General features: G+C 61.9%; 11 protein-coding genes. 9 read left to right on the top strand and 2 right to left on the bottom strand.

Annotated features, from left to right (window positions below; all coding sequences use genetic code 11):
• Window positions 1-31: 31 nt before the first annotated feature.
• Window positions 32-1,060, top strand: a complete 1,029-nt coding sequence (locus tag R3F07_03270) for a tyrosine-type recombinase/integrase (protein MEZ5275385.1) — start codon at window positions 32-34, stop codon at window positions 1,058-1,060.
• Window positions 1,061-1,128: 68 nt separating this feature from the next.
• Window positions 1,129-1,377, top strand: coding sequence for a hypothetical protein (locus tag R3F07_03265; protein ID MEZ5275384.1), 249 nt, complete (start codon window positions 1,129-1,131; stop codon window positions 1,375-1,377).
• 298 nt (window positions 1,378-1,675) lie between these two features.
• On the opposite strand, the gene R3F07_03260 is transcribed toward R3F07_03265, so the two are convergent.
• Window positions 1,676-2,188 carry a DUF4411 family protein gene (locus R3F07_03260; GenBank protein ID MEZ5275383.1) on the bottom strand — a complete coding sequence of 171 codons (513 nt, stop codon included), beginning with the start codon at window positions 2,186-2,188 and terminating at the stop codon, window positions 1,676-1,678.
• On the bottom strand, window positions 2,185-3,339 hold the full coding sequence (locus tag R3F07_03255) for an ImmA/IrrE family metallo-endopeptidase (protein MEZ5275382.1): 1,155 nt from the start codon (window positions 3,337-3,339) through the stop codon (window positions 2,185-2,187). Before R3F07_03255 ends, R3F07_03260 begins: the two co-directional genes overlap by 4 nt.
• A 535-nt stretch (window positions 3,340-3,874) precedes the next feature.
• Between R3F07_03255 and R3F07_03250 the strand changes: the two genes are divergently transcribed.
• From R3F07_03250 to R3F07_03220, 7 genes are all read left to right on the top strand, one after another.
• Window positions 3,875-4,060 (top strand): ribbon-helix-helix domain-containing protein, encoded by a 186-nt coding sequence (locus R3F07_03250; GenBank protein ID MEZ5275381.1) that lies wholly within the window; start codon window positions 3,875-3,877, stop codon window positions 4,058-4,060.
• An 89-nt stretch (window positions 4,061-4,149) separates the two neighbouring features.
• Window positions 4,150-9,357 (top strand): DEAD/DEAH box helicase, encoded by a 5,208-nt coding sequence (locus tag R3F07_03245; protein ID MEZ5275380.1) that lies wholly within the window; start codon window positions 4,150-4,152, stop codon window positions 9,355-9,357.
• A 9-nt stretch (window positions 9,358-9,366) separates the two neighbouring features.
• On the top strand, window positions 9,367-12,165 hold the full coding sequence (locus tag R3F07_03240) for a DEAD/DEAH box helicase (GenBank protein ID MEZ5275379.1): 2,799 nt from the start codon (window positions 9,367-9,369) through the stop codon (window positions 12,163-12,165).
• Window positions 12,166-12,169: 4 nt separating this feature from the next.
• Window positions 12,170-16,090, top strand: coding sequence for an N-6 DNA methylase (locus tag R3F07_03235; protein ID MEZ5275378.1), 3,921 nt, complete (start codon window positions 12,170-12,172; stop codon window positions 16,088-16,090).
• Window positions 16,091-16,150: 60 nt separating this feature from the next.
• Entirely contained in the window at window positions 16,151-17,344 is a 1,194-nt protein-coding gene (locus R3F07_03230; GenBank protein MEZ5275377.1) for an ATP-binding protein, read from the top strand.
• On the top strand, window positions 17,341-18,342 hold the full coding sequence (locus R3F07_03225; protein MEZ5275376.1) for an AAA family ATPase: 1,002 nt from the start codon (window positions 17,341-17,343) through the stop codon (window positions 18,340-18,342). The genes R3F07_03230 and R3F07_03225 overlap by 4 nt, the downstream gene beginning before the upstream one ends.
• Window positions 18,339-19,103 (top strand): HNH endonuclease, encoded by a 765-nt coding sequence (locus tag R3F07_03220; protein MEZ5275375.1) that lies wholly within the window; start codon window positions 18,339-18,341, stop codon window positions 19,101-19,103. Before R3F07_03225 ends, R3F07_03220 begins: the two co-directional genes overlap by 4 nt.
• The last annotated feature ends 3 nt before the right edge of the window (window positions 19,104-19,106 follow it).

Raw genomic sequence — 19,106 nt, 5'->3', positions numbered from 1 at the left:
CCCGTGTGAGATGCTTCGGAGGATAAAGACCATGAGAATCAAAACCCGAGCCGATAACGGCTACAAGTACGTCAGGGTAGGCGGCCGCCGCATCTCCCTGAAGACCCGCTCCGATAAGGAGGCCCGCCAGATGGTTAAGGACCTCAACCTGGAGCAGATCGAACACGCCTCGAAGGCCGGTGATGCCGGCCGGCGCACCATCCCGACCCTGATCGCCGGCCACGGCATGACCCTGGCCAAGGCGGTGGACGAGTGGGCCGAATGGGCCGACACCGTGGGCCAATCCGCTTTGACGATCCGGCGCAACCGGATCATCCTGTCATCCTGGTTGGCCGACGCAGACCTTGAGGGCAGGGCGCCAGGTGAAGTGGCCGAGAAGGAGATCAACGCCTTCATCAACGCCAAGGGCAAGGCCGGGGCCAAGACCCGGGAGCGGCAGCTCTCCGCAATCCGGTCGCTCTACGCCTTCATGGCGGCCAAGGGCTACATCCACGGCAACCCGTCCCGGCTGGTGGTCGTGGACCTGCGCAGATTGAGCCACGATCAACGCGAACCCAAGAAGGTGAGACCTTACACTCCCGAGGAAATCCAGCGGCTCCTGACCGGGCTGGATGGATTCTGGCGGGCTGTTGCGGGGATCTCCTATGCCACGGCCCTGCGCCTTGGCGATGTGATCCAGCTCGAGTGGGCCAGCATCAAGCCCAACACCATCGTGGTCTGGACCGAGAAGCGGGACCGCCGTGTCAGCCTGCCGATCACGCCTGAGCTGCGTGCTGCGCTGGCCGCGGTTCCCCTGGCAGACGGGCCCTACCTGTTTCCCGAGGAACGGGAGGAGTTACAGGATGTGAGCAAGCGGTCAAAGTTCTCCGTCTACTTCAAGCGGGAACTCAACCGGCTCGGCCTCGAGGGCCTGACGTTCCACGGCCTGCGCCATACCCGCATCAGCCAGTGGAGGAAAGATGGATTCAGTCTCGAGGATTGCCGGATCTTTGCGGGTCACAATTCCCAGGCCGCCACAGCCCGCTATCTTCACCTCGGATTGGATGCTGAGTCCATCTGATCAGTCGGGAAGTCTCGAACAGAACCGGCATCCGCTCTGGACTGCCTAAGTCGACTCCGCCACGATCTATGCCGGAAATGGAACCGAGGCAAAACAGGAGCACCGCAAAGGACAAGAAGATGCGCGGTTACATCCGAGGTTTGCGCGCGGCCGGGGAGTACCTGGACATGAGCAAGAACACGTTTTCCGACTTCATCAAAGAGCACGGAATGCAAGTCCGACGTTGGCGGGGCCAGTCCTACTTCAAAATCACCGATCTCGATCGACTGATGGAGCCCGTGGCCACGGACGACCCTTTCTTCTCCCCCAAAACTTGACGGACTCTCACAAATCACAGCGCCGACGGCACCGCCCACAGATCCTCGAGTCCAAGGATAGTCCCGGGTTTTAGTGCTAGGTCGTCTGCTTGTTGAAACACCCGCTGCCAAAGTGCCCGATGGTCGATTGACAAGCAAATGTGACCCGGAATCTCCCCTTATCGTGGGGCCATTCAGGGCTGACCCCTTTTGCTCATGCCTCAAATAGGCTCTCGAAGTTGGCTAGTCTTGCGCCTCTGTCCAGCTGACAAGATCAACCTGATGACGTCTCCTAAAGGGCCGACCCCATCGCTTTCTCCTAGAATCTGTACTGGAAGCCAAGCTGGTGCAGCATCGAAAAGGTATCCTCATTATGGACAGAGAATTGGTTGCACACGTCCGGCAGTTTGATTTCCTTCCTTGAGTCGGGTGCAGGTTGTTCATTAGTAACAACGGTCGTACCATTGATTTGGCTGAAGGCCACAAGCCAGCCATCCGCTCCGCTGGCGAATTTCGCCTTTGCGGCATCGGTGTATTGGCCGTGTCGTTGTGCCCACAGCATCACTTCGCGGAAGGCATCAACGACTTTGGGATTACCACAAGAGTAGAAGAATCCTGCCGGAACCGAGTTGTTGACCCATTCCACAAGATCGTCATCGGGGCTTCCGTTAAGCAACTCCTGTTTCACCCTGTCGATGCTGTGCACGCACCCTAGTGTATGCCCGTGCAACAGGCTGTCCCAGAACCCCGGGCATATTTGAAAGGCGTAGTATCGATTCTTAGCTGTAATCAGCACATCTGAATCGATCAGGTAGCTGGGTGCGCCACTCATGGAAGCGAAACCCCTAGCTTGCGTGCATATTTCTGAAATGTGCCGCCGTTTAGGCCGGACAGATCATAGGCTTCTTTAAAGCCGATCCTCCCTTCCTTCGCAGCCCGCATCACATGTGTGGCAAACAACTGACCAACCCGAGTATTCTGGTTGTTGTAGAAGTCGCCACCCGTTCCGGTCTGCCTTTTTTGGAATTCCTTTTTCGTGTGATACTGGTAGAAGCTGAAGAACTCGCCTCGATCTACCAAGCGCAGGTCCATCGCCCGCCGCCCAATGACCACCGGGCTGACTTTGAACTTCCGAGCTAGCTTCTCAAAAGGTTCGTCGCTGTCCGCTATATCTGGCCAAGTAGCCCGGATTTCGGCAGCGGGCACAAGAAATTCGGCCGCTGCTTGGTCGCAGAAAGTCTCTACCGCGCCCCCATCCGGTTGCAGACCCACAAAACCGGACAGACCCTCGCCGGCATCGCCTAGCCAAAGATGCGCCAGTTCGTGGGCGAGCGTAAACATTTGGGCAGACTTCGCATCCGCTCCATTGACGAATATCAGCGGAGCATAGGGATCGCTGAGGGCAAAGCCGCGAAACTCATTCACGTCCAGTTTGCGGTGCGTGTTGTTACCGACGACGCCGTTAACTACGGCCATCACCCCAAGGTTTTCAATTGCACTACGCAGTTCGCCGATCGCCGCGGTCCAGGTGGATACCCGTTGCGCCCAGCCATCATCCAGGCCGACCACGCGCCGCATTTCCCGGCCGATCGACGCCGGATTTTCGGAGGTTTTTGCAGAACCGACAAAGGTTAGCGGCTCGGCTCCTGCCTCAATTCGCTCGTCCCGTAGCCAGGCTTGCCGCCGCTGCATCAGCTGGATCGTATCCATCAGCTCAGGGCTGATGCCCTGGGAGCGTCGGTTCACCAACGTCCGGAAGTCAGCAAACGGTAGAGGTATCTCCGGAGGTTCTGGCAGAAACAGGAATCCGAATGGCACCCGAGTTGCCTTGGCGAAATTCTCCAACTGCTTCAGGGTCGGCAGAGCCGCTTCAGCCTCCCACTTAGCTAAGTGCGGAAACTTCGTTTCTAGATCGGACCCTGCCTGCCCGGCACGTTCCCGCGCCCAGCGGAGGACTTTTGGACTGACGGCTATCCGATTCACACTGGTAGTCTAGGGAATAAACGTCAATCTACAAGATTGGATGGTGAGAGGATGCCGCGAAAGACCTGAAGCGGCTTGGAGGCAGCATTACGGGTTTGGGTTTTGTGGGGCTCAATTTGTAGCTAGCAGAGCTCAGGGCTGTATATCGGACCATCACAGGTGAGGGCTCCGCTGGGACGTGGCTCTACGGGTTGCCCGGATTTTCGGTGATACGACGGGATGATTGTCTTTCGCAGAATCGCGTCGTGATCTGCTGACGGCGCGCACTGATTTCCGCAGCGTAATGGGTGGAGGCGGCGGGAGTCGAAATCGAGTCCGCCGGGTCTGAAACCTATTGTAAATCAGAGGAATATTGCATTCCAGAGTGGGGCAGGCTCTCTGTTATTGGCAGTAATTGGCAGGAGAAGGCACGTAGAGGCACCTGTTTTGGCAGTAATCTCGCAGTAATAGTTCGCCGTACTCATGGCACCCTTCGGATAACAGAGGAACCTCAATTGGCTTGCCTCTTCACCATAATGATTCGTTATGGTGCATTATGAAGCAGTTGCCACGATCCCGCCATCCTGTTCCAGGCGAATCGGTCACCAGGCTTTCGCTCAGCATCTCCACTGAGGACAAGGAGGCCCTCGAGAAGATCGCGACCAAGAAAAAGGTCAGTCTCGCCTGGGTGCTTCGAGATGCGGTCTCGGAGTATCTGAAAAAGCGCCCCGCGGCTGATTGAGCATGGCTTGGCTGGCCGTCTCGGTCAGCCAATGTCCCGCCCGCTGTTCAACACTCCAGTATCCAGACGCACCGCCCATAAGCACCTCCATGAAAGCATTCGACTTCGATGACCGGATCATCGACCGCTACGCGAACTTCTCCCGTTCCTTCACCAAGATCCGGTCGGCAGACCTCGCAAATGCCATCGAAGCCGAGTACAACGCCGGCCGCTTCTGGCCGGATAGCCTGCTGTCCCTCAACCCCCGCTACAAGGCCGGTCCGACGATCGACGAGCTGGTCGCATCTGGCGACCTCGACGAAGCTACGGGCAAGATCTTCCGCTTCGGCCACGGTCCTCTCACCCTCCACCGCCACCAGGGACAGTCGGTCGCCAAAGCCAAGGCCGGGCAGAGCTTCGTGGTGACCACTGGGACAGGCTCGGGCAAGTCCCTGTGCTTCTTCGTGCCGATAGTGGACGCCATCGTGCGGGCTCGCAAGGCAGGCGCTGCCCGTCGCACCCGGGCGATCATCATCTATCCGATGAACGCCCTGGCCAACAGCCAGATCAAGGAGATCGGGAAGTTCATCTCCCAATCCGGATTGCCTGAGTCGGTGAAACCGACCGTCGGTCGCTACACCGGCCAGGAGGACGGCGAGGAACGCCAACGGATCGCCGCGAACCCCCCGGACATCCTGCTCACCAACTTCATGATGGCCGAGTTGCTGCTCACCCGGCAGAGCGAGTTGGACTCCGCGGTAATCGCCAACGCCGCTGGCCTCGAGTTCATCGTTCTGGACGAGCTCCACACCTACCGCGGCCGTCAGGGCGCTGATGTGGCGGTCTTGGTCCGACGGCTTCGGAACCGCTGCACTCCCGCCAAGGCACCCATCTGCATCGGAACCTCCGCCACCATGGCCAACGAGGGCTCCGACCAGAGCAAGGCCGAAGCGGTCGCGGACGTGGCCTCAAGTCTATTCGGCACCTCGGTCGGTGCGGACGCCGTGATTGACGAGTCGTTACAGCGGGCGACGAACGACACGCTCAAGCTGGACAACATCCAATCACAGCTCGCGCCGGCCCTCGAAAACGATCTTCCCGATGTCCTCACCGACGAAGTGCTGCGAGACCACCCGCTGGCCGTCTGGTCCGAGCTCGCCATCGGCCTGAAGGACGGGCAGGAGCTCCGCCGCCAGGACCCGATTCCGTTCAGTGAGGCGGTGGAGAAGCTGTCCGACGACAGTGGCGTCGATGCCGAAGTGTGCCGCGAGGCTCTCGTGACCTTTCTGACCCGGGCGAGCCTACCGGAAGATGCACGGGGTGGCTCCGGTTCTGCTGCGTTCCTGGCCTTCAAGCTGCACCGCTTCATTTCGGGTGCGGGCGAGTTCTTCACCACCCTTACCGCCCCGCCCCGCCGCGTGCTCTTCGAGGGCCAGCTCGAGGACCCCGAGGCACCCGGCACGCGACTCTATCCCACTCGCTTCTGTCGTGCCTGCGGGCACGAGGTGCATGTCGTCACCCGGGCCGATGAAGCCGAAGGGATCCAGTTTCTCCCCCGGAACATCGATGATACGCCGCTAGACGACCCCGACGGCGACACCGCCGGTTACCTGGTACCGGTAGGAGACGGCGACAAGGAGTATCAATTCAATGGTGAGGTCGAAACCTACCCGGAGGATTGGAAGGAAGTCCGAAACGGGATCGAGAAACTTCGGTCTAGCCGGAAGAAGCGAATCCCGGAGCGCCTCACCGTAGGTGCCGATGGACGCTATGCACCCTCGGGTTCCGCCTTCTGGTTCATTCCCGGCAAATTCGGATTCTGCCCGTGCTGTCACGAGCAGCCGCACCCGAGCATGCGGGAGCGGAGCAAGCTCGCCGGCCTGTCCGGTGAGGGCCGGAGTTCCGCAACGACACTCCTCGTCTCGACCGCCTTGGAATGGATGAATGCTCCGGAGAGCAGCATGCCTCCCGAGAAGAGAAAACTCCTTGGCTTCACCGACAACCGCCAGGACGCCGCCCTCCAAGCCGGCCACTTCAACGACTTCCTCTACGTCAGCCTCCTGCGGGGGGCGATCCTCCGTGCTGTGTTGGACGCCGGTCCGGACGGTATCACCGAAGATGAGTTCGGGCTCCGTACCGTTCGTGCCCTCGGCTTTACCGCGGCCAACAAGGCGGCTCGCATTCACTGGATGCTGGAACCTGAATCCGGTGCCGTCGGACGCGAGGACTCCCAACGGGCATTGGCCAAGGTGCTCGCCCACCGCGTCTGGACCGACCTTCGGCGTGGATGGCGCTACACCAATCCCAGCCTCTCCGATATTGATCTGATCAAGGTCGAGTTCGTCGGGCTTGACGAGGTCGCTGAGAACACCGCCGGCCTCTCCGCGGCCCTGCCGGCGCTCGTAGACTTGACCCACGAACAGCGGCGTGAAGTCCTCGTCAAGATCCTCACCTTCCTCCTGCAGGGCCTGGCTGTGAACACCGAGGCTCTCGACCGCACGGTGCTTGATGGCGTCAGCCAGAAATCCCGGAACCTCCTGCGGGCACCGTGGGCCATCGACCAGAAGGAGCAGCTGCGCGGTCACACGACCATGTTCCTCCAGGCACCCGGTAAGGACAAAGTCGGCCTCCGCGAGGAGCAGACCATTCTCCGGGCCGGGGTCTCCTCCCGGCTCGGCCGCGAGATCAACCGCATCTCGGTGATCGGCACCCGACTGAAACGCGACGAATACCGTGACGCCATCACCGCCCTCATGGAACTGCTACATGAGGAGGGCTTGGTGCTGCCGATCGAGGTCGACGCCGACGTCCGGGGGTGGCGGCTTTCGCCGTCCACGGTGAGGATCGTTCCCGGTCCGGCGGCCTTGGGCGAAGAGACTGATGGCAACACCTACTTCCTCGACCTCTACACCAGCATTGCCACGGACCTAAAGGGCGACGGCAGCACCTACTGGGGTCTGGAGGGCCGCGAACACACCGCCCAGGTCTCCCAGAAGCAGCGTGAGTGGCGTGAGTGGCGCTTCCGTTACGAAGAGGACGACCTCGAGAAGATCGAGGAGAGCAAGCCCGAGATGAAACTCGCCGGTGAGCCGACCCAGTTCCTGCCGGCGTTATTTTGCTCTCCCACCATGGAGTTGGGCGTCGACATCTCCGCCCTCAACGCCGTCTACCTCCGCAACGTCCCCCCGACCCCGGCCAACTACGCCCAGCGGGCCGGCCGGGCCGGGCGCTCGGGCCAGGCCGCCGTCATCGTCACCTACTGTGCCGCCCAGTCGCCGCACGATCAGTATTTCTTCAGCCGCCGCAACGACATGGTGGCGGGTGTCGTGCGTCCACCGGCGCTCGACATCACCAACGAGGAACTCGTGCGATCCCATCTCCACGCCGTCTGGCTGGCCGAATCGAAACTGGCGCTTGAACCCGACATCCCGGACGTCCTCAACCTGAGCCAGCCGGAGTACCCGCTGAAACAGGAGGTGCTTGAGGTCATCCAGAAGCCAACCCTCGCCGCCGCTGCCAAGGGCCCGATGAAGATGGTCCTCGATCAGATTCTCGAATCCGTGGGCGGAGTCCACCCAGTCTGGCTCGATGATCCCGACGAGTTCATCGAGAACGTTGCCAACGAGGCTCCCAAGCGCTTCGACGAAGCCTTCGGCCGCTGGCGGGAGTTGTATCACTCTGCCCGCAGCCAGCTCGCCGAGGCCAATGCCAAATCCATGATCACCGGCTTGTCGAGAGTGGACCGGCAGCGGGTCAAGGCCGCCCAGATGCAGGCGACCGACCAGATCGCTATCCTGGAGCAGGGCAAGGCGTCCAACGGATCCGACTTCTACTCCTACCGCTACCTCGCCACCGAGGGTTTCCTTCCCGGCTACAACTTCCCGCGTCTTCCCCTCTATGCCTTCATTCCCGGCGAGGGCAAAGCTGGATCGTTCCTGCAGCGCGCCCGCTTCCTTGCTATCTCCGAGTTCGGCCCGCGGAGCCTCATCTACCATGAAGGCCGTGCCTACCGTGTGATGAAGGCCAAGCTGCCCCCGGAGGTCCGCACCGCGGACGGCTCGGAGCTGGCGACCAAGGACATCTTCATCTGCCAGAACTGCGGGGCCTCCCATGAGGGAGAAGTCGAGCGCTGCCATGCTTGCGACACGTCCATGGCCGGACAGATTCCCATTCAACGCACCCTCCGGATCGACAATGTCGAGGCCGCCCCCGCCGATCGCATCACAGCCAATGATGAGGAGCGAGTTCGCCAGGGGTTTGACATCCAGACCGTCTTCTCTTGGCCCCGACGCGATGGCCGCCTCGAGGTGACTGAAGCCGAGTTCCGCTGCGGCGAGGACACCCTGCTCACGCTCCAGTACGCCAACAGTGCGGAGATCAGCCGCCTCAACAAGGGCCTCAAGCGCCGCCGAGATCAGACCATCTTCGGTTTCTACATCGACCCCCGCACGGGCTACTGGTCAAAGTCGGATGACGAAGATGACAGCACCGAGACTCCGCCGGACGTCATCAGGCCGGTGCGGATCGTGCCGATCGTTCGCGACCGCAAGAATGCCCTCCTGCTGCGACTCGCGACCGCGGGCGGTTTCGGAGAGATTGAATCGGATCCCGGGCAGAAGAAAGAGCGGGACTCGGCAATCGCCACCGTTCAGCACGCTCTGCTCCGAGGCATCGAGCTCGAGTTCCAGTTGGAAGAAGGCGAGGTGCTCGGGGAACCGCTGCCCTCACGCGATGACCGCCGGGCCATCCTCACCTATGAGGCCACCGAAGGTGGGGCCGGCGTGCTCGGTCGCTTGATCGACGACGACGCTGCCCTGGGCCGCGTTGCCCGCACCGCTCTGTCCTTGATGCACTACGACCAGGTGGACGAGGCCATCGCCGCCGGCGACCCCGCCAAGTTGGTCGACCAGCACGGGGCCTGTGTTCGTGGCTGCTACCGCTGCCTGCTTTCCTATTTCAACCAGCCCGATCACGAGCAGATCGACCGCACCCTCGACCAGGCGAAGCAGTTCCTCATCGACCTCGCCCGAGGAAAGCTCCATCCGTCCGCACCCCGCACCGCCTCCGACGAGGCGACCGGCTGGTTGGCCGTCTTCAGGCAGCTCGGCCTTCCCGCCCCCGATGCCGGGGAGGCAGTCCTCGAGGGGCAGGAATATCCCTTTGTGTGGCGTCTTCACCGGGTCGCCGCAGCCCCCGAACCCATCACCGAGGCCGCCGCCACATACGCCGAGGAGATGGGCTGGACCTTGTTCGAGCTTCCGGCCAGACCCGACAACGACACCATTCCCGAAGCCATGACTGCCGCCCTTCAAGCCTGACCATTCCCCATGAGCAGCACCTTTTCTCCCGGAGACCTTGTTCGTGCCCGTGGCCGCGAATGGGTCGCCATGCCGTCACACCAGGAATCCCTGCTGAGGCTGCGACCGCTCTCGGGGACGGAAGCCGACGTCACTCTCCTCGACCCCCAGCTCGAGCTCACTCCGGTCGAGCCCGCCCGTTTCGATCTCCCGGACGATGCCCAGATCACCGTCCAGTCGAAGGCCGCCCTCCTTGCCGACGCTCTCCGTCTCACCCTTCGCCGGGGTGCCGGACCATTCCGCTCGGCGGCCCAGCTCGCCTTCGAGCCACGGGCCTATCAGTTGGTGCCGCTGCTCATGGCCCTCCGCCTCCCGGTGCCACGCCTCCTCATCGCTGACGATGTCGGTATCGGCAAAACCATCGAGGCCGGCCTCATCCTCCGAGAGTTCATGGATCGCGGCGAGGTCGATGCCTTCGCCGTGCTTTGTCCGCCACACCTCGTCGAACAGTGGATTATCGAGCTGAACTCCCGCTTCGGCATTGACGCCGTGCCGGTCACCTCCAGCAGTGCTTCCCGACTGGAACGGGCGCTGCCGGTTTCGCAGTCACTCTTCGAGGCATACCCCCACACGGTGGTCAGCCTCGACTACATCAAGGCCGAGAAGCGCCGCGACAACTTCGCCAAGGCCTGCCCGGACTTCATAATCGTGGACGAGGCTCATGCCTGCGTGGGCACGGGTGTCGGCAAGCAGCAGCGTTTCGGATTGCTCAGCGGCCTCGCCAAGGACCTGGAACGGCGGATGGTCCTGCTCACCGCCACGCCACACTCCGGCGACGAAGAGGCCTTCGCCCGCCTGCTCTCACTCATTGGTCCCGAATTCGGCTCCCTCAACTTCGACGACGCGAAATACCGGGAACAACTTTCCCGTCACTTTGTCCAGCGCCGGCGGATCGATTTGGTTGATGGCGAGTGGGACGAGGATCGAGCCTTCCCAAAGCACGAGGCCTACGAGCACCGCAAGGGCGAGTTGGGCTATCCCTACCGACTGTCGCAGGAACACGCCGAATTCCACGAGGCCGTCCTCGACTACTGCTTCGAGGTGGTCGCCAAGGCCGGCTCTGAGCAGCGAGACCGACGACTCGCCTTTTGGGGAACGCTGGCGCTCATGCGGTGTGTCGGTTCCTCGCCAGCCGCCGCCCTCAGCGCCCTGCGAAACCGCATGGCCAACGAGGCCGAGCGGCTCGAACCCCAGATCTACGATGAGGACGGGGACGACGAGGATGCCGTCGACCTCGAGCCCGGCGCTCCCTTCAATGCCGATCCCGCGTTGCTGGCCCTCGTTGAGCACGCTGAGAAGCTGACCACGGCCCCCGATCCCAAACTCGAAGCCGTGGTGAAGGTGCTCAAGCCCCTCATCGAGGATGGGGCCAACCCCGTCATCTTTTGCCGCTACCTCGCCACCGCCGATCACGTTCGCGACGGCCTCCGCAAGGCCTTCCCTAAGCTCATCGTTCAAGCCGTTACCGGAGTGCTAACCCCAGACGCACGGCGCGACCGCGTAGCCGACATGGCTCCGGAGGAAGATGAGAAAGAGAAACAGCGGATCTTGGTCGCCACCGACTGCCTCTCGGAGGGCATCAACCTCCAGCAACTCTTCGATTCAGTCGTCCACTACGATATGTCTTGGAATCCCACCCGTCACCAGCAGCGGGAAGGACGGGTGGACCGCTTTGGTCAGCCGGCTCCGGTGGTCCGATCGATCCTCATGTTCTCCCCGGATAGCGCCATCGACGGTGCCGTCCTCGAGGTCATCCTCCGCAAGGCCGAGGACATCCGCAAAGCCACCGGCGTCACCGTGCCCCTTCCCGATGAGCGTGGCCCCGTCACCGATGCCCTAATGGCCGCCATGATGCTCCGCGAGAAGAAGCATGATCAACTCATGCTCGACTTCGGCCTCGGTGGCAGCACGGAAGCGATGAATGCCAACTGGCGAGACGCCTCCGAGAACGAGAAAAAGTCCCGGGCCCGCTTCGCCCAGAACGCCATGAAGCCGCAGGAGGTCGCCCCCGAGTGGGAAAAGGCCCGCCGCTTTCTCGGCTCGCCAGAGGATGCCCGACTCTTCGTCGAGCGCTCCATGGCCCGCTTCGGTGTCCCCCTCGAACCAAAGAAGAACCTCCTTCTCGCCCATACCCACGGCCTCGACGCTAGCCTCCGCGAACGACTCGAGCAGCGAAACCTCAAGGGCTCCGTCCGTCTTGCCTTGACTGAGCCCGCACCGTCCGGGGCCATCCTTCTCACCCGCACCCATCCGCTCACCGCCACGCTGGCCGAGTCCCTCGTCGAAGCCTCGCTCGATCCCGAGTTGCTCGGCGATCTCGGTCTCGGTCGGGTGGGAGCCTGGGAGACCGGTGTCGTGGCGAAGCTCACCCGCGTAGCACTGCTACGCATCCGTTACAAGCTCACGATCCACGCCCGGCGGGAGCGACTCCTGCTGGCCGAGGAGGCTGCTCTCGTCGCCTTGCAGGGCGACGAGATCATCGCCACCGATGCTGAGGTTCGTGAACTGCTGCAGGCCGAGGCATCTGCGAACCTTGCCAATTCCGCCCAAGAGCGCTTCGTCCACAAGGCCAAGGCCGACCTGCCGGACCTGCTTGAGGGCGCTCTTGCCGATTACGTCCGCCAACGGACCGGCGAGCTGGCCGAGGACCACGCCCGTCTCCGCGGTGCCGTAAAGACTGACCTCGGGTCCATCTCCCGCGTCTCGGTCGAACCCGTTCTTCCACCAGATGTCATCGGCCTCTTCGTCCTGATGCCCTCCGCGATCTGAGTCCATGGCTCGCAAACCCGTCACCGACCTCTCCGCCTGGCCCTCGCTCACGCTCGAAGGCAACCTCATCGCCCCCGCCATGGTGGCCAGTCTCGCCGCGCCCAAGGACGATGAGGACACCCGACAGTCCTACCGCATCCGCAAGGGCCTCTCCATCCGCGATGAGATCTCCACCGCTTTCCGAGTCGGCCAGTCCCACTTCGATGCCTTCCGGAAACTCCAACACCCCTCCGCCGAGGCCACCCGCCGCTTCATCAAGGACTTCCTCGCCGAAACCCTCGGCTTCGACGACCTCGCCCCGCACGAGGGAGCGGTATCCCTCCTCGCCGGAAGCCGCGTGCCCATCGTCGTCACCCCGCCCGACGAGGAAAAGCTCGACCGAAAAAGCCCCACGCTTTCCTCCGACCGCTCCCGCTCCGCCGCCTTCGCCATCCAGGACTACCTGAACGACCGCGACGACGCCCTCTGGGGCATCGCCACCAATGGCACCGTCCTCCGCCTCCTGCGGGACAACGCCTCGCTCACCCGCCCGGCCTACATCGAGGCCGACCTCGCCCAGATCTTCACCAACGAGGACGCCGCCTCCTTCGCCGTCCTCTGGCTGCTCTGCCACCGCACCCGCTTCGGGCTAGCCGGCACACCCGCCACCGACTGTGCCCTCGAACGCTGGCGCGATGCAGGGGCCAAGGAAGGCGAAGCCGCCCGCGACCGCCTCGCCGGGCAGGTCCAGCTCGCCCTGAAGCTCCTCGGCTCTGGCTTCCTCGAGGCTAATCCCGACCTCTCCAAGCGCATCCAGTCCGGCGACATCCCGCTCACCGGCTGGTTCAACGAACTCCTCCGCCTCGTCTATCGCCTCATCTTCCTGATGGTCGCCGAGGACCGCAACCTGCTCCACGCACCCAAAGCCCCCGCCGCCGCGCGGAAACTCTACGCCGAGGGCTACTCGCTCACCGCCCTGCGCGCCCTCTGCACCCGTGGCGCCACTTGGGACCGCCACCACGACCGCTTTGAGGGAGTGAAAATCCTCTTCCGCTCGCTCACCGCCGGGGAGGAAAAACTCGCCCTGCCCGCCCTCGGCGGTCTCTTCGCTGCCGACCAGCTTCCGCATCTGGAAACCGCCCGCCTCCGCAACCGCGCCTTCATGGAGGCCCTCTACCGACTATCCTGGCTTACCGACGACAAAAAGACCGGCATGGTCCCGGTGAACTGGCGCGCCATGGAAACCGAGGAACTCGGCTCCGTTTACGAGTCCCTCCTCGAACTCCAGCCCCAGCTCGGTTCCGATGGACGCAGCCTGCTCTTCGCTTCCGATGCCGTCGAACAACGCGGCAACCAGCGCAAAATCACCGGCTCCTTCTACACGCCCGATCCGCTCGTCCAGTCCCTGCTCGATACCGCCCTCGATCCCGTGCTCGACCGCATCGAGGCCGAGTCCGACGATCCCGCCAAGGCGCTCTTGAAGCTCCGCATCATCGACCCCGCCTGCGGATCCGGCCACTTCCTGCTCGCCGCCGCCCGCCGCATCGCCACCCGTCTAGCCCGCATCCGCGCCGAAGGCACGCCCTCCACAGAGGACTTCCGCCACGCCCTCCGCGATGTCACCCGCTGCTGCATCCACGGCGTGGACCGCAATCCCATGGCCGTGGAACTCACCAAGGTCGCCCTCTGGATCGAAACCGTCGATCCCGGCCTGCCCCTCGGCTTCTTCGACGCCCAGATCCGCTGCGGCGATGCCCTCCTCGGCGTCTTCGATCTCAAGGTGCTCCAGGACGGTATCCCCTATGCCGCCTACAAACCCCTCACCGGCGACGACAAGGACACCGCGAAATACTACGCGCAGGCCAACAAGGGTGCGAAGGCTGGCCAGGGCGAGTTCGACTTCGGCTCCGGCCAGGCCCAGATGCCGGACACCAAACCCCTCGCCGCCGACTTCTCCGGCTTCCGCGACCTGCCGGAGGAAACCGTCGAGCAGATCGGGACCAAGGCCAAGCGCTTCGAGACCCTGCGCAAAGGCCAGGACTTCCTCCGAACCCAGACCGCCTGCGATCTCTACGTCGCCGCCTTCCTCCTGCCCAAAACCGGCGGCGCACCTACCGATCCTAGCAAACGCAGCGTCCCCACCACTGAGGAACTCTGGCTCGCCCTCAACCAGGGGAAAATCCGCCCCGCCATGGAAGCCGCACCCGCCGCCGCCCGCCGTGCCCGCGCATTCCACTGGCCGCTGGAGTTCCCGGATGTGATGCAATGCGGGGGATTCGATGTGGTGCTGGGGAATCCGCCGTGGGAGCGAGTCAAAATTCAGGAAAAGGAGTTCTTTGCGACACGGTCGCCGGAGATTGCTGGCGCACAAAACAAGGCCGCCCGCGACAAGCTGATAAACACCCTCGCGATGGCAAAGATGGGTTCACCTGAACGTTGTCTTTTCGACGACTTCGCGTCCGCCAAACGTGAGTCGGAGGCAACCAGTGAGTTTGCACGAACTGCTGGAATTGAAGGCGGACGCTTTGCTCTTACCGGTCGAGGGGACGTCAACACTTACGCCCTCTTCGCCGAGTTATTCGCTGATCTTGGCCGCGGTCGTGCGGGGATCATCTTGCCGACCGGCATCGCGACCGACTCAACCACGCGATTCTACTTCGAGCATTTAATGACTTCTGGTCGTCTCTCCTCTGCGTTTATGTTCGACAATGCATGGAAAATCTTTCCTGCCATACATCCCGACACCCCTTTCGTGCTTCTTACGATTGGATCGACAGAAGCGCCCGCCGAGTTTGCCTGCTACCTACTTTCTACAGACCACTTGGCTGATAAAGATAGACGCTATTTCCTAACAGAGGAAGAGATTGCATCAATTAATCCGAACACCCGAACAGCTCCACTGTTTCGATCGCGCCTTGACGCCGATCTTTCAGCTAAGATTTACGCAAACGTTTCCGTCTTCAACCCGGAAGGGGCAGAGAGTGAAGGCAACATGTGGAACGCCAGCTTTCATACTCGCATTTGGCATATGGCCGAAGATTCAGAGTGGTTTCACACCGCCGAACAGCTTCTTGATCTAGGTTATAGTCGCGAAGGTAACCGTTGGATAGCACCGCAAGGCGGCCAATCTTACGTGCCACTCTATGAAGCCAAGATGATCCATCAGTTCGATCATCGTTGGGCGACCTACAATTTATCAGGAACCGATAGCCGAGACCTCGCGGCAGATGAAAAGCGTGACGCGGACTGCGAACCGATTCCTCGTTACTGGGTTCCAGAGCCAGAAGTCGACTCAAGGCTATCAGGTCAAGGGTGGCCGCACAGATGGCTTATGGGATGGCGGAATATAACCAATGCAACTAATGAACGGACGCTAATTTCCACTATCTTTCCTCGAACCGCAGCAGGAAACTCTCTTCCGCTGGCAATGGCAGATCAATCACCCAAAAAAGTGGCGTGCCTTCAGGCGAATTTTGCCAGTATCGTTACGGATTATGTGGAGAGACAAAAACTCGGCGGCACCAATCTGACATACCAGTTTCTCTTCCAGCTCCCCATTCTTCCGCCTATCTTCTACACCGCCCCGCGCCTCGACTTCATCGTTCCGCGGGTCTTGGAACTCACCTACACCTCGCATTCGCTGGCCCCGTTCGCGCGGGATCTGGGCTATGACGGCCCGCCCTTTGCGTGGGACGAGGACCGCCGGGCGGAGTTGCGGGCGGAGTTGGACGCCTTCTACGCCCGCGCCTACGGCCTCGACCGCGACGAACTCCGCTACATCCTCGACCCCGCCGACGTCAAAGGCCCCGACTACCCCTCCGAAACCTTCCGCGTCCTCAAGGAAAAGGAAATCCGCCACCACGGCGAATACCGCACCCGCCGCCTCGTCCTCGAAGCCTGGGACCGCATGGAAGCGGAGGGCACCTTCGCCGAAATGGGGCTGTGAAATGGTCCGCCCTTACCCTAGATTGCCCGCGTTCCCCCCGCCTGCATACCAAAAGCCGACATGACCCCCGAGGACCTCCAGAATCTGATTGCCTGCACCGAAACTGATCGAGTCGAGAAGACGCGGTCCACGACGGACGTAGACAAGTTCCGGGAGGCGATTTGCTCGTTTTCCAACGATATGGCGGGGAAAGGACTGCCGGGTTACCTGCTCATCGGGGTGGACGAGAGGGATTCGTCTTTCCGCCTTCAAGCCACCGATGCGCTGCTCAAACAGTTCGCCTCGTACCGTTCGGACGGTCAAGTGATGCCTTTGCCAGTCATGAACGTGGCCGCCCACCCGCATCCCGCAGGAGGAGGCGATGTGATCGTGGTGGAAGTCCACCCGCACGATCTGCCGCCTGTTCGTTCCAAAGGCCGCGTCTGCATCCGTGTCGGCCCGCGCAAGGACTTCGCCACCGAAGCCGAAGAGCGCGTCCTAATGGAGCGGCGATCATCCCGTTTCCCCACCTTCGACGCCACGCCCTGCCCGGAGGGTGCGCTCGATCGTCTGGATCTGGAAACCTTCCGCCAAAGCTACCGCCCGCACGCGGTGGCGGCCGAGGTCATCGCGGAGAATCACCGCTCCGTCGAGGAGCAACTTGCCGCCCTGCGCTTCTACAATCTCAAGCGGACCTGTCCCACCAATGCCGGCATGCTGGTCTTCGCCTACGACCCGTTGGACCTGTTCCCCGGCGCCAAGGTGCAGTTCGTGCAGTATGACGGGCCGGAACTCGATGCCGATGTGCTCGCGGAGAAAACCTTCACGGGAAACCTGATCACGATCCTCGCGGAATTGGACAGTTTCCTCAAAGGCCGGTTCACCCAAAAGCCGGTTGCCGTATCCGAACTCCGGGAACATCCGGTTTTTGACTACCCGACCGAGGCGGTGCGCGAGTTGCTGATGAATGCTATCCTGCACCGCGACTACCAGTCCACCGGGCCGATACGCTTCTATCAATTCAGCGACCGCATCGAGATCCAGAATCCCGGAGGACTCTATGGCGAGGCGTCGCCGGAAAATTTCCCACACGTCAACGCCTACCGGAATCCTGTCGTCGCCGAAGCCATGCACACGCTTGGCTATGTGAACCGTTTCGGCCGCGGCATCGCCCGGGCCAAACGCGCGCTTGCCGACAACGGCAGCCCGGAACCGCAATTCGACTACCACACCAGCCACTTCCTCGCCATCATCCCCAAGCACCCGCTCCGATGAAGATCGTCGCATTTTTCAACAACAAGGGTGGCGTCGGCAAAACCACGCTGCTCTACCACCTTGCCTGGATGTATGCCGATCTCGGCAAGCGCGTGCTCGTGGCGGATCTTGATCCCCAGGCGAATGTCACCTCAATGTTCCTCCCGGAGCAGAAGTTGGAGGCATTGTGGAACCCGGACCACACACAGGAACAGAGCATCATCGCACCTCTGACGCCGATCATCCGTGGCGTCGGTGACATCGGCCCGACTCCAACGCAAAGAATATCCCGGAATTTGTCGCTCATTCCTGGCGATCTCAACCTTTCCAACTTCGAGTCCAATCTATCTGACGCATGGGGAGATTGCCTGGACGGCAAGGAACCGGCCTTCCGCGTCACAAGTTCACTGTTTCGCATCATCAAGCAAGCCGCCGACGAGTTGCAGGCGGATCTGGTACTGATCGACGTCGGCCCGAACTTCGGAGCTATCAACCGCGCCGCCCTGATCTGCGCCGATGCCGTGGTCATCCCGGTAGCTCCCGATCTCTTCTCCATTCAGGGTTTGCGCAACCTCGGGCCTACTCTCAAGAAGTGGCGCATAGAGTGGAACAAACGATTGGCCGAGAATCCCGCCTCGGACCTGCCTCTACCCTCTGCCACCATGACTCCACTCGGATACGTGGTATTGCAGTTTGGAATCCGGGACAGCCGCCCTGTTGCAGCCTATGATCAGTGGGCGAAGCGCATTCCCTCAACCTTCCGGGAAAAGGTGCTCGACCTCCCTCCCGATGGAGCCGGCTCCCCTGAACAAGACTCCAACTGCCTCGGGCTGTTGAAGCATTATCGCAGCCTCATGCCCATGGCCATGGAAGCCAGAAAGCCAATTTTCCATCTGAAATCTGCTGATGGGGCCATCGGCGCGCACACCTATGCAGTAAAAGACTGCGGGCAAGACTTCCAAAATCTGGCCGACCAAATCGGTGGCAAACTCCAGATGATGGTGACACAGAGTGCATGACCATTGTGACACCCCAACCCTTCGTCATCCGTGAGGAGTGCGAGAAAGCCGCCTGGCAATACGGCTTCCGCCGGGCACTTGGGGAGTCAGACGGCTGGGCTGCCTTTGAATCCACCACGGCACAGGGGACCCTCTGGCTCGCCGCCGCCTCCGATCAAGGTCCGTGGTTCCTGGCTCTCGACCATCCGGGTGTAATCGCGGAACTCGCCCTCCCATCCGCCGGTATCACCGGTCCGGGGATCGACCGCTTCAGCTTCCCGACCCTCACCGCCCTCTACGCCATTCTGCCCCGCCTCTACCAACTGGCCACCAGCCTCCCGGACGCGCCGCTGAAGACCTTTCACCGGCAAACCGCCAAACTGCCCCAAACCACCGAGGTCGAGCGCCTCGTCATCCAACGCATCGGCCAGGACATCTTCCGCAAGAGCCTGATGGAATACTGGCAGGGTCGCTGCCCGCTCACTGGCATCACCGACCCCGAACTCCTCCGTGCCTCCCACATCATCCCCTGGGCCGACTGCACCGACGATGCCCGGCGCCTGGACGTCCGCAACGGCCTCCTTCTCTCTGCCCTTTGGGACGCCGCCTTCGATCGCGCCCTCGTCACCTTCGACGACCACGGAAAGCCCGAGTTCTCACCCAAGCTCAGCCCCGCCGCCCGGCAGGCGTTGACCTGGGAACAACCCATCCCCCTCACCGATTCCCACCGTGAGAGCCTAGGACACCATCGTAAACGCTTCCATGCATTGGCCAATAGGTGAAAG

It is taken from the genome of Opitutaceae bacterium (assembly GCA_041395105.1).
Lineage (GTDB): Bacteria > Verrucomicrobiota > Verrucomicrobiia > Opitutales > Opitutaceae > B12-G4.
This window is presented reverse-complemented; position numbering and strand designations above follow the sequence as displayed.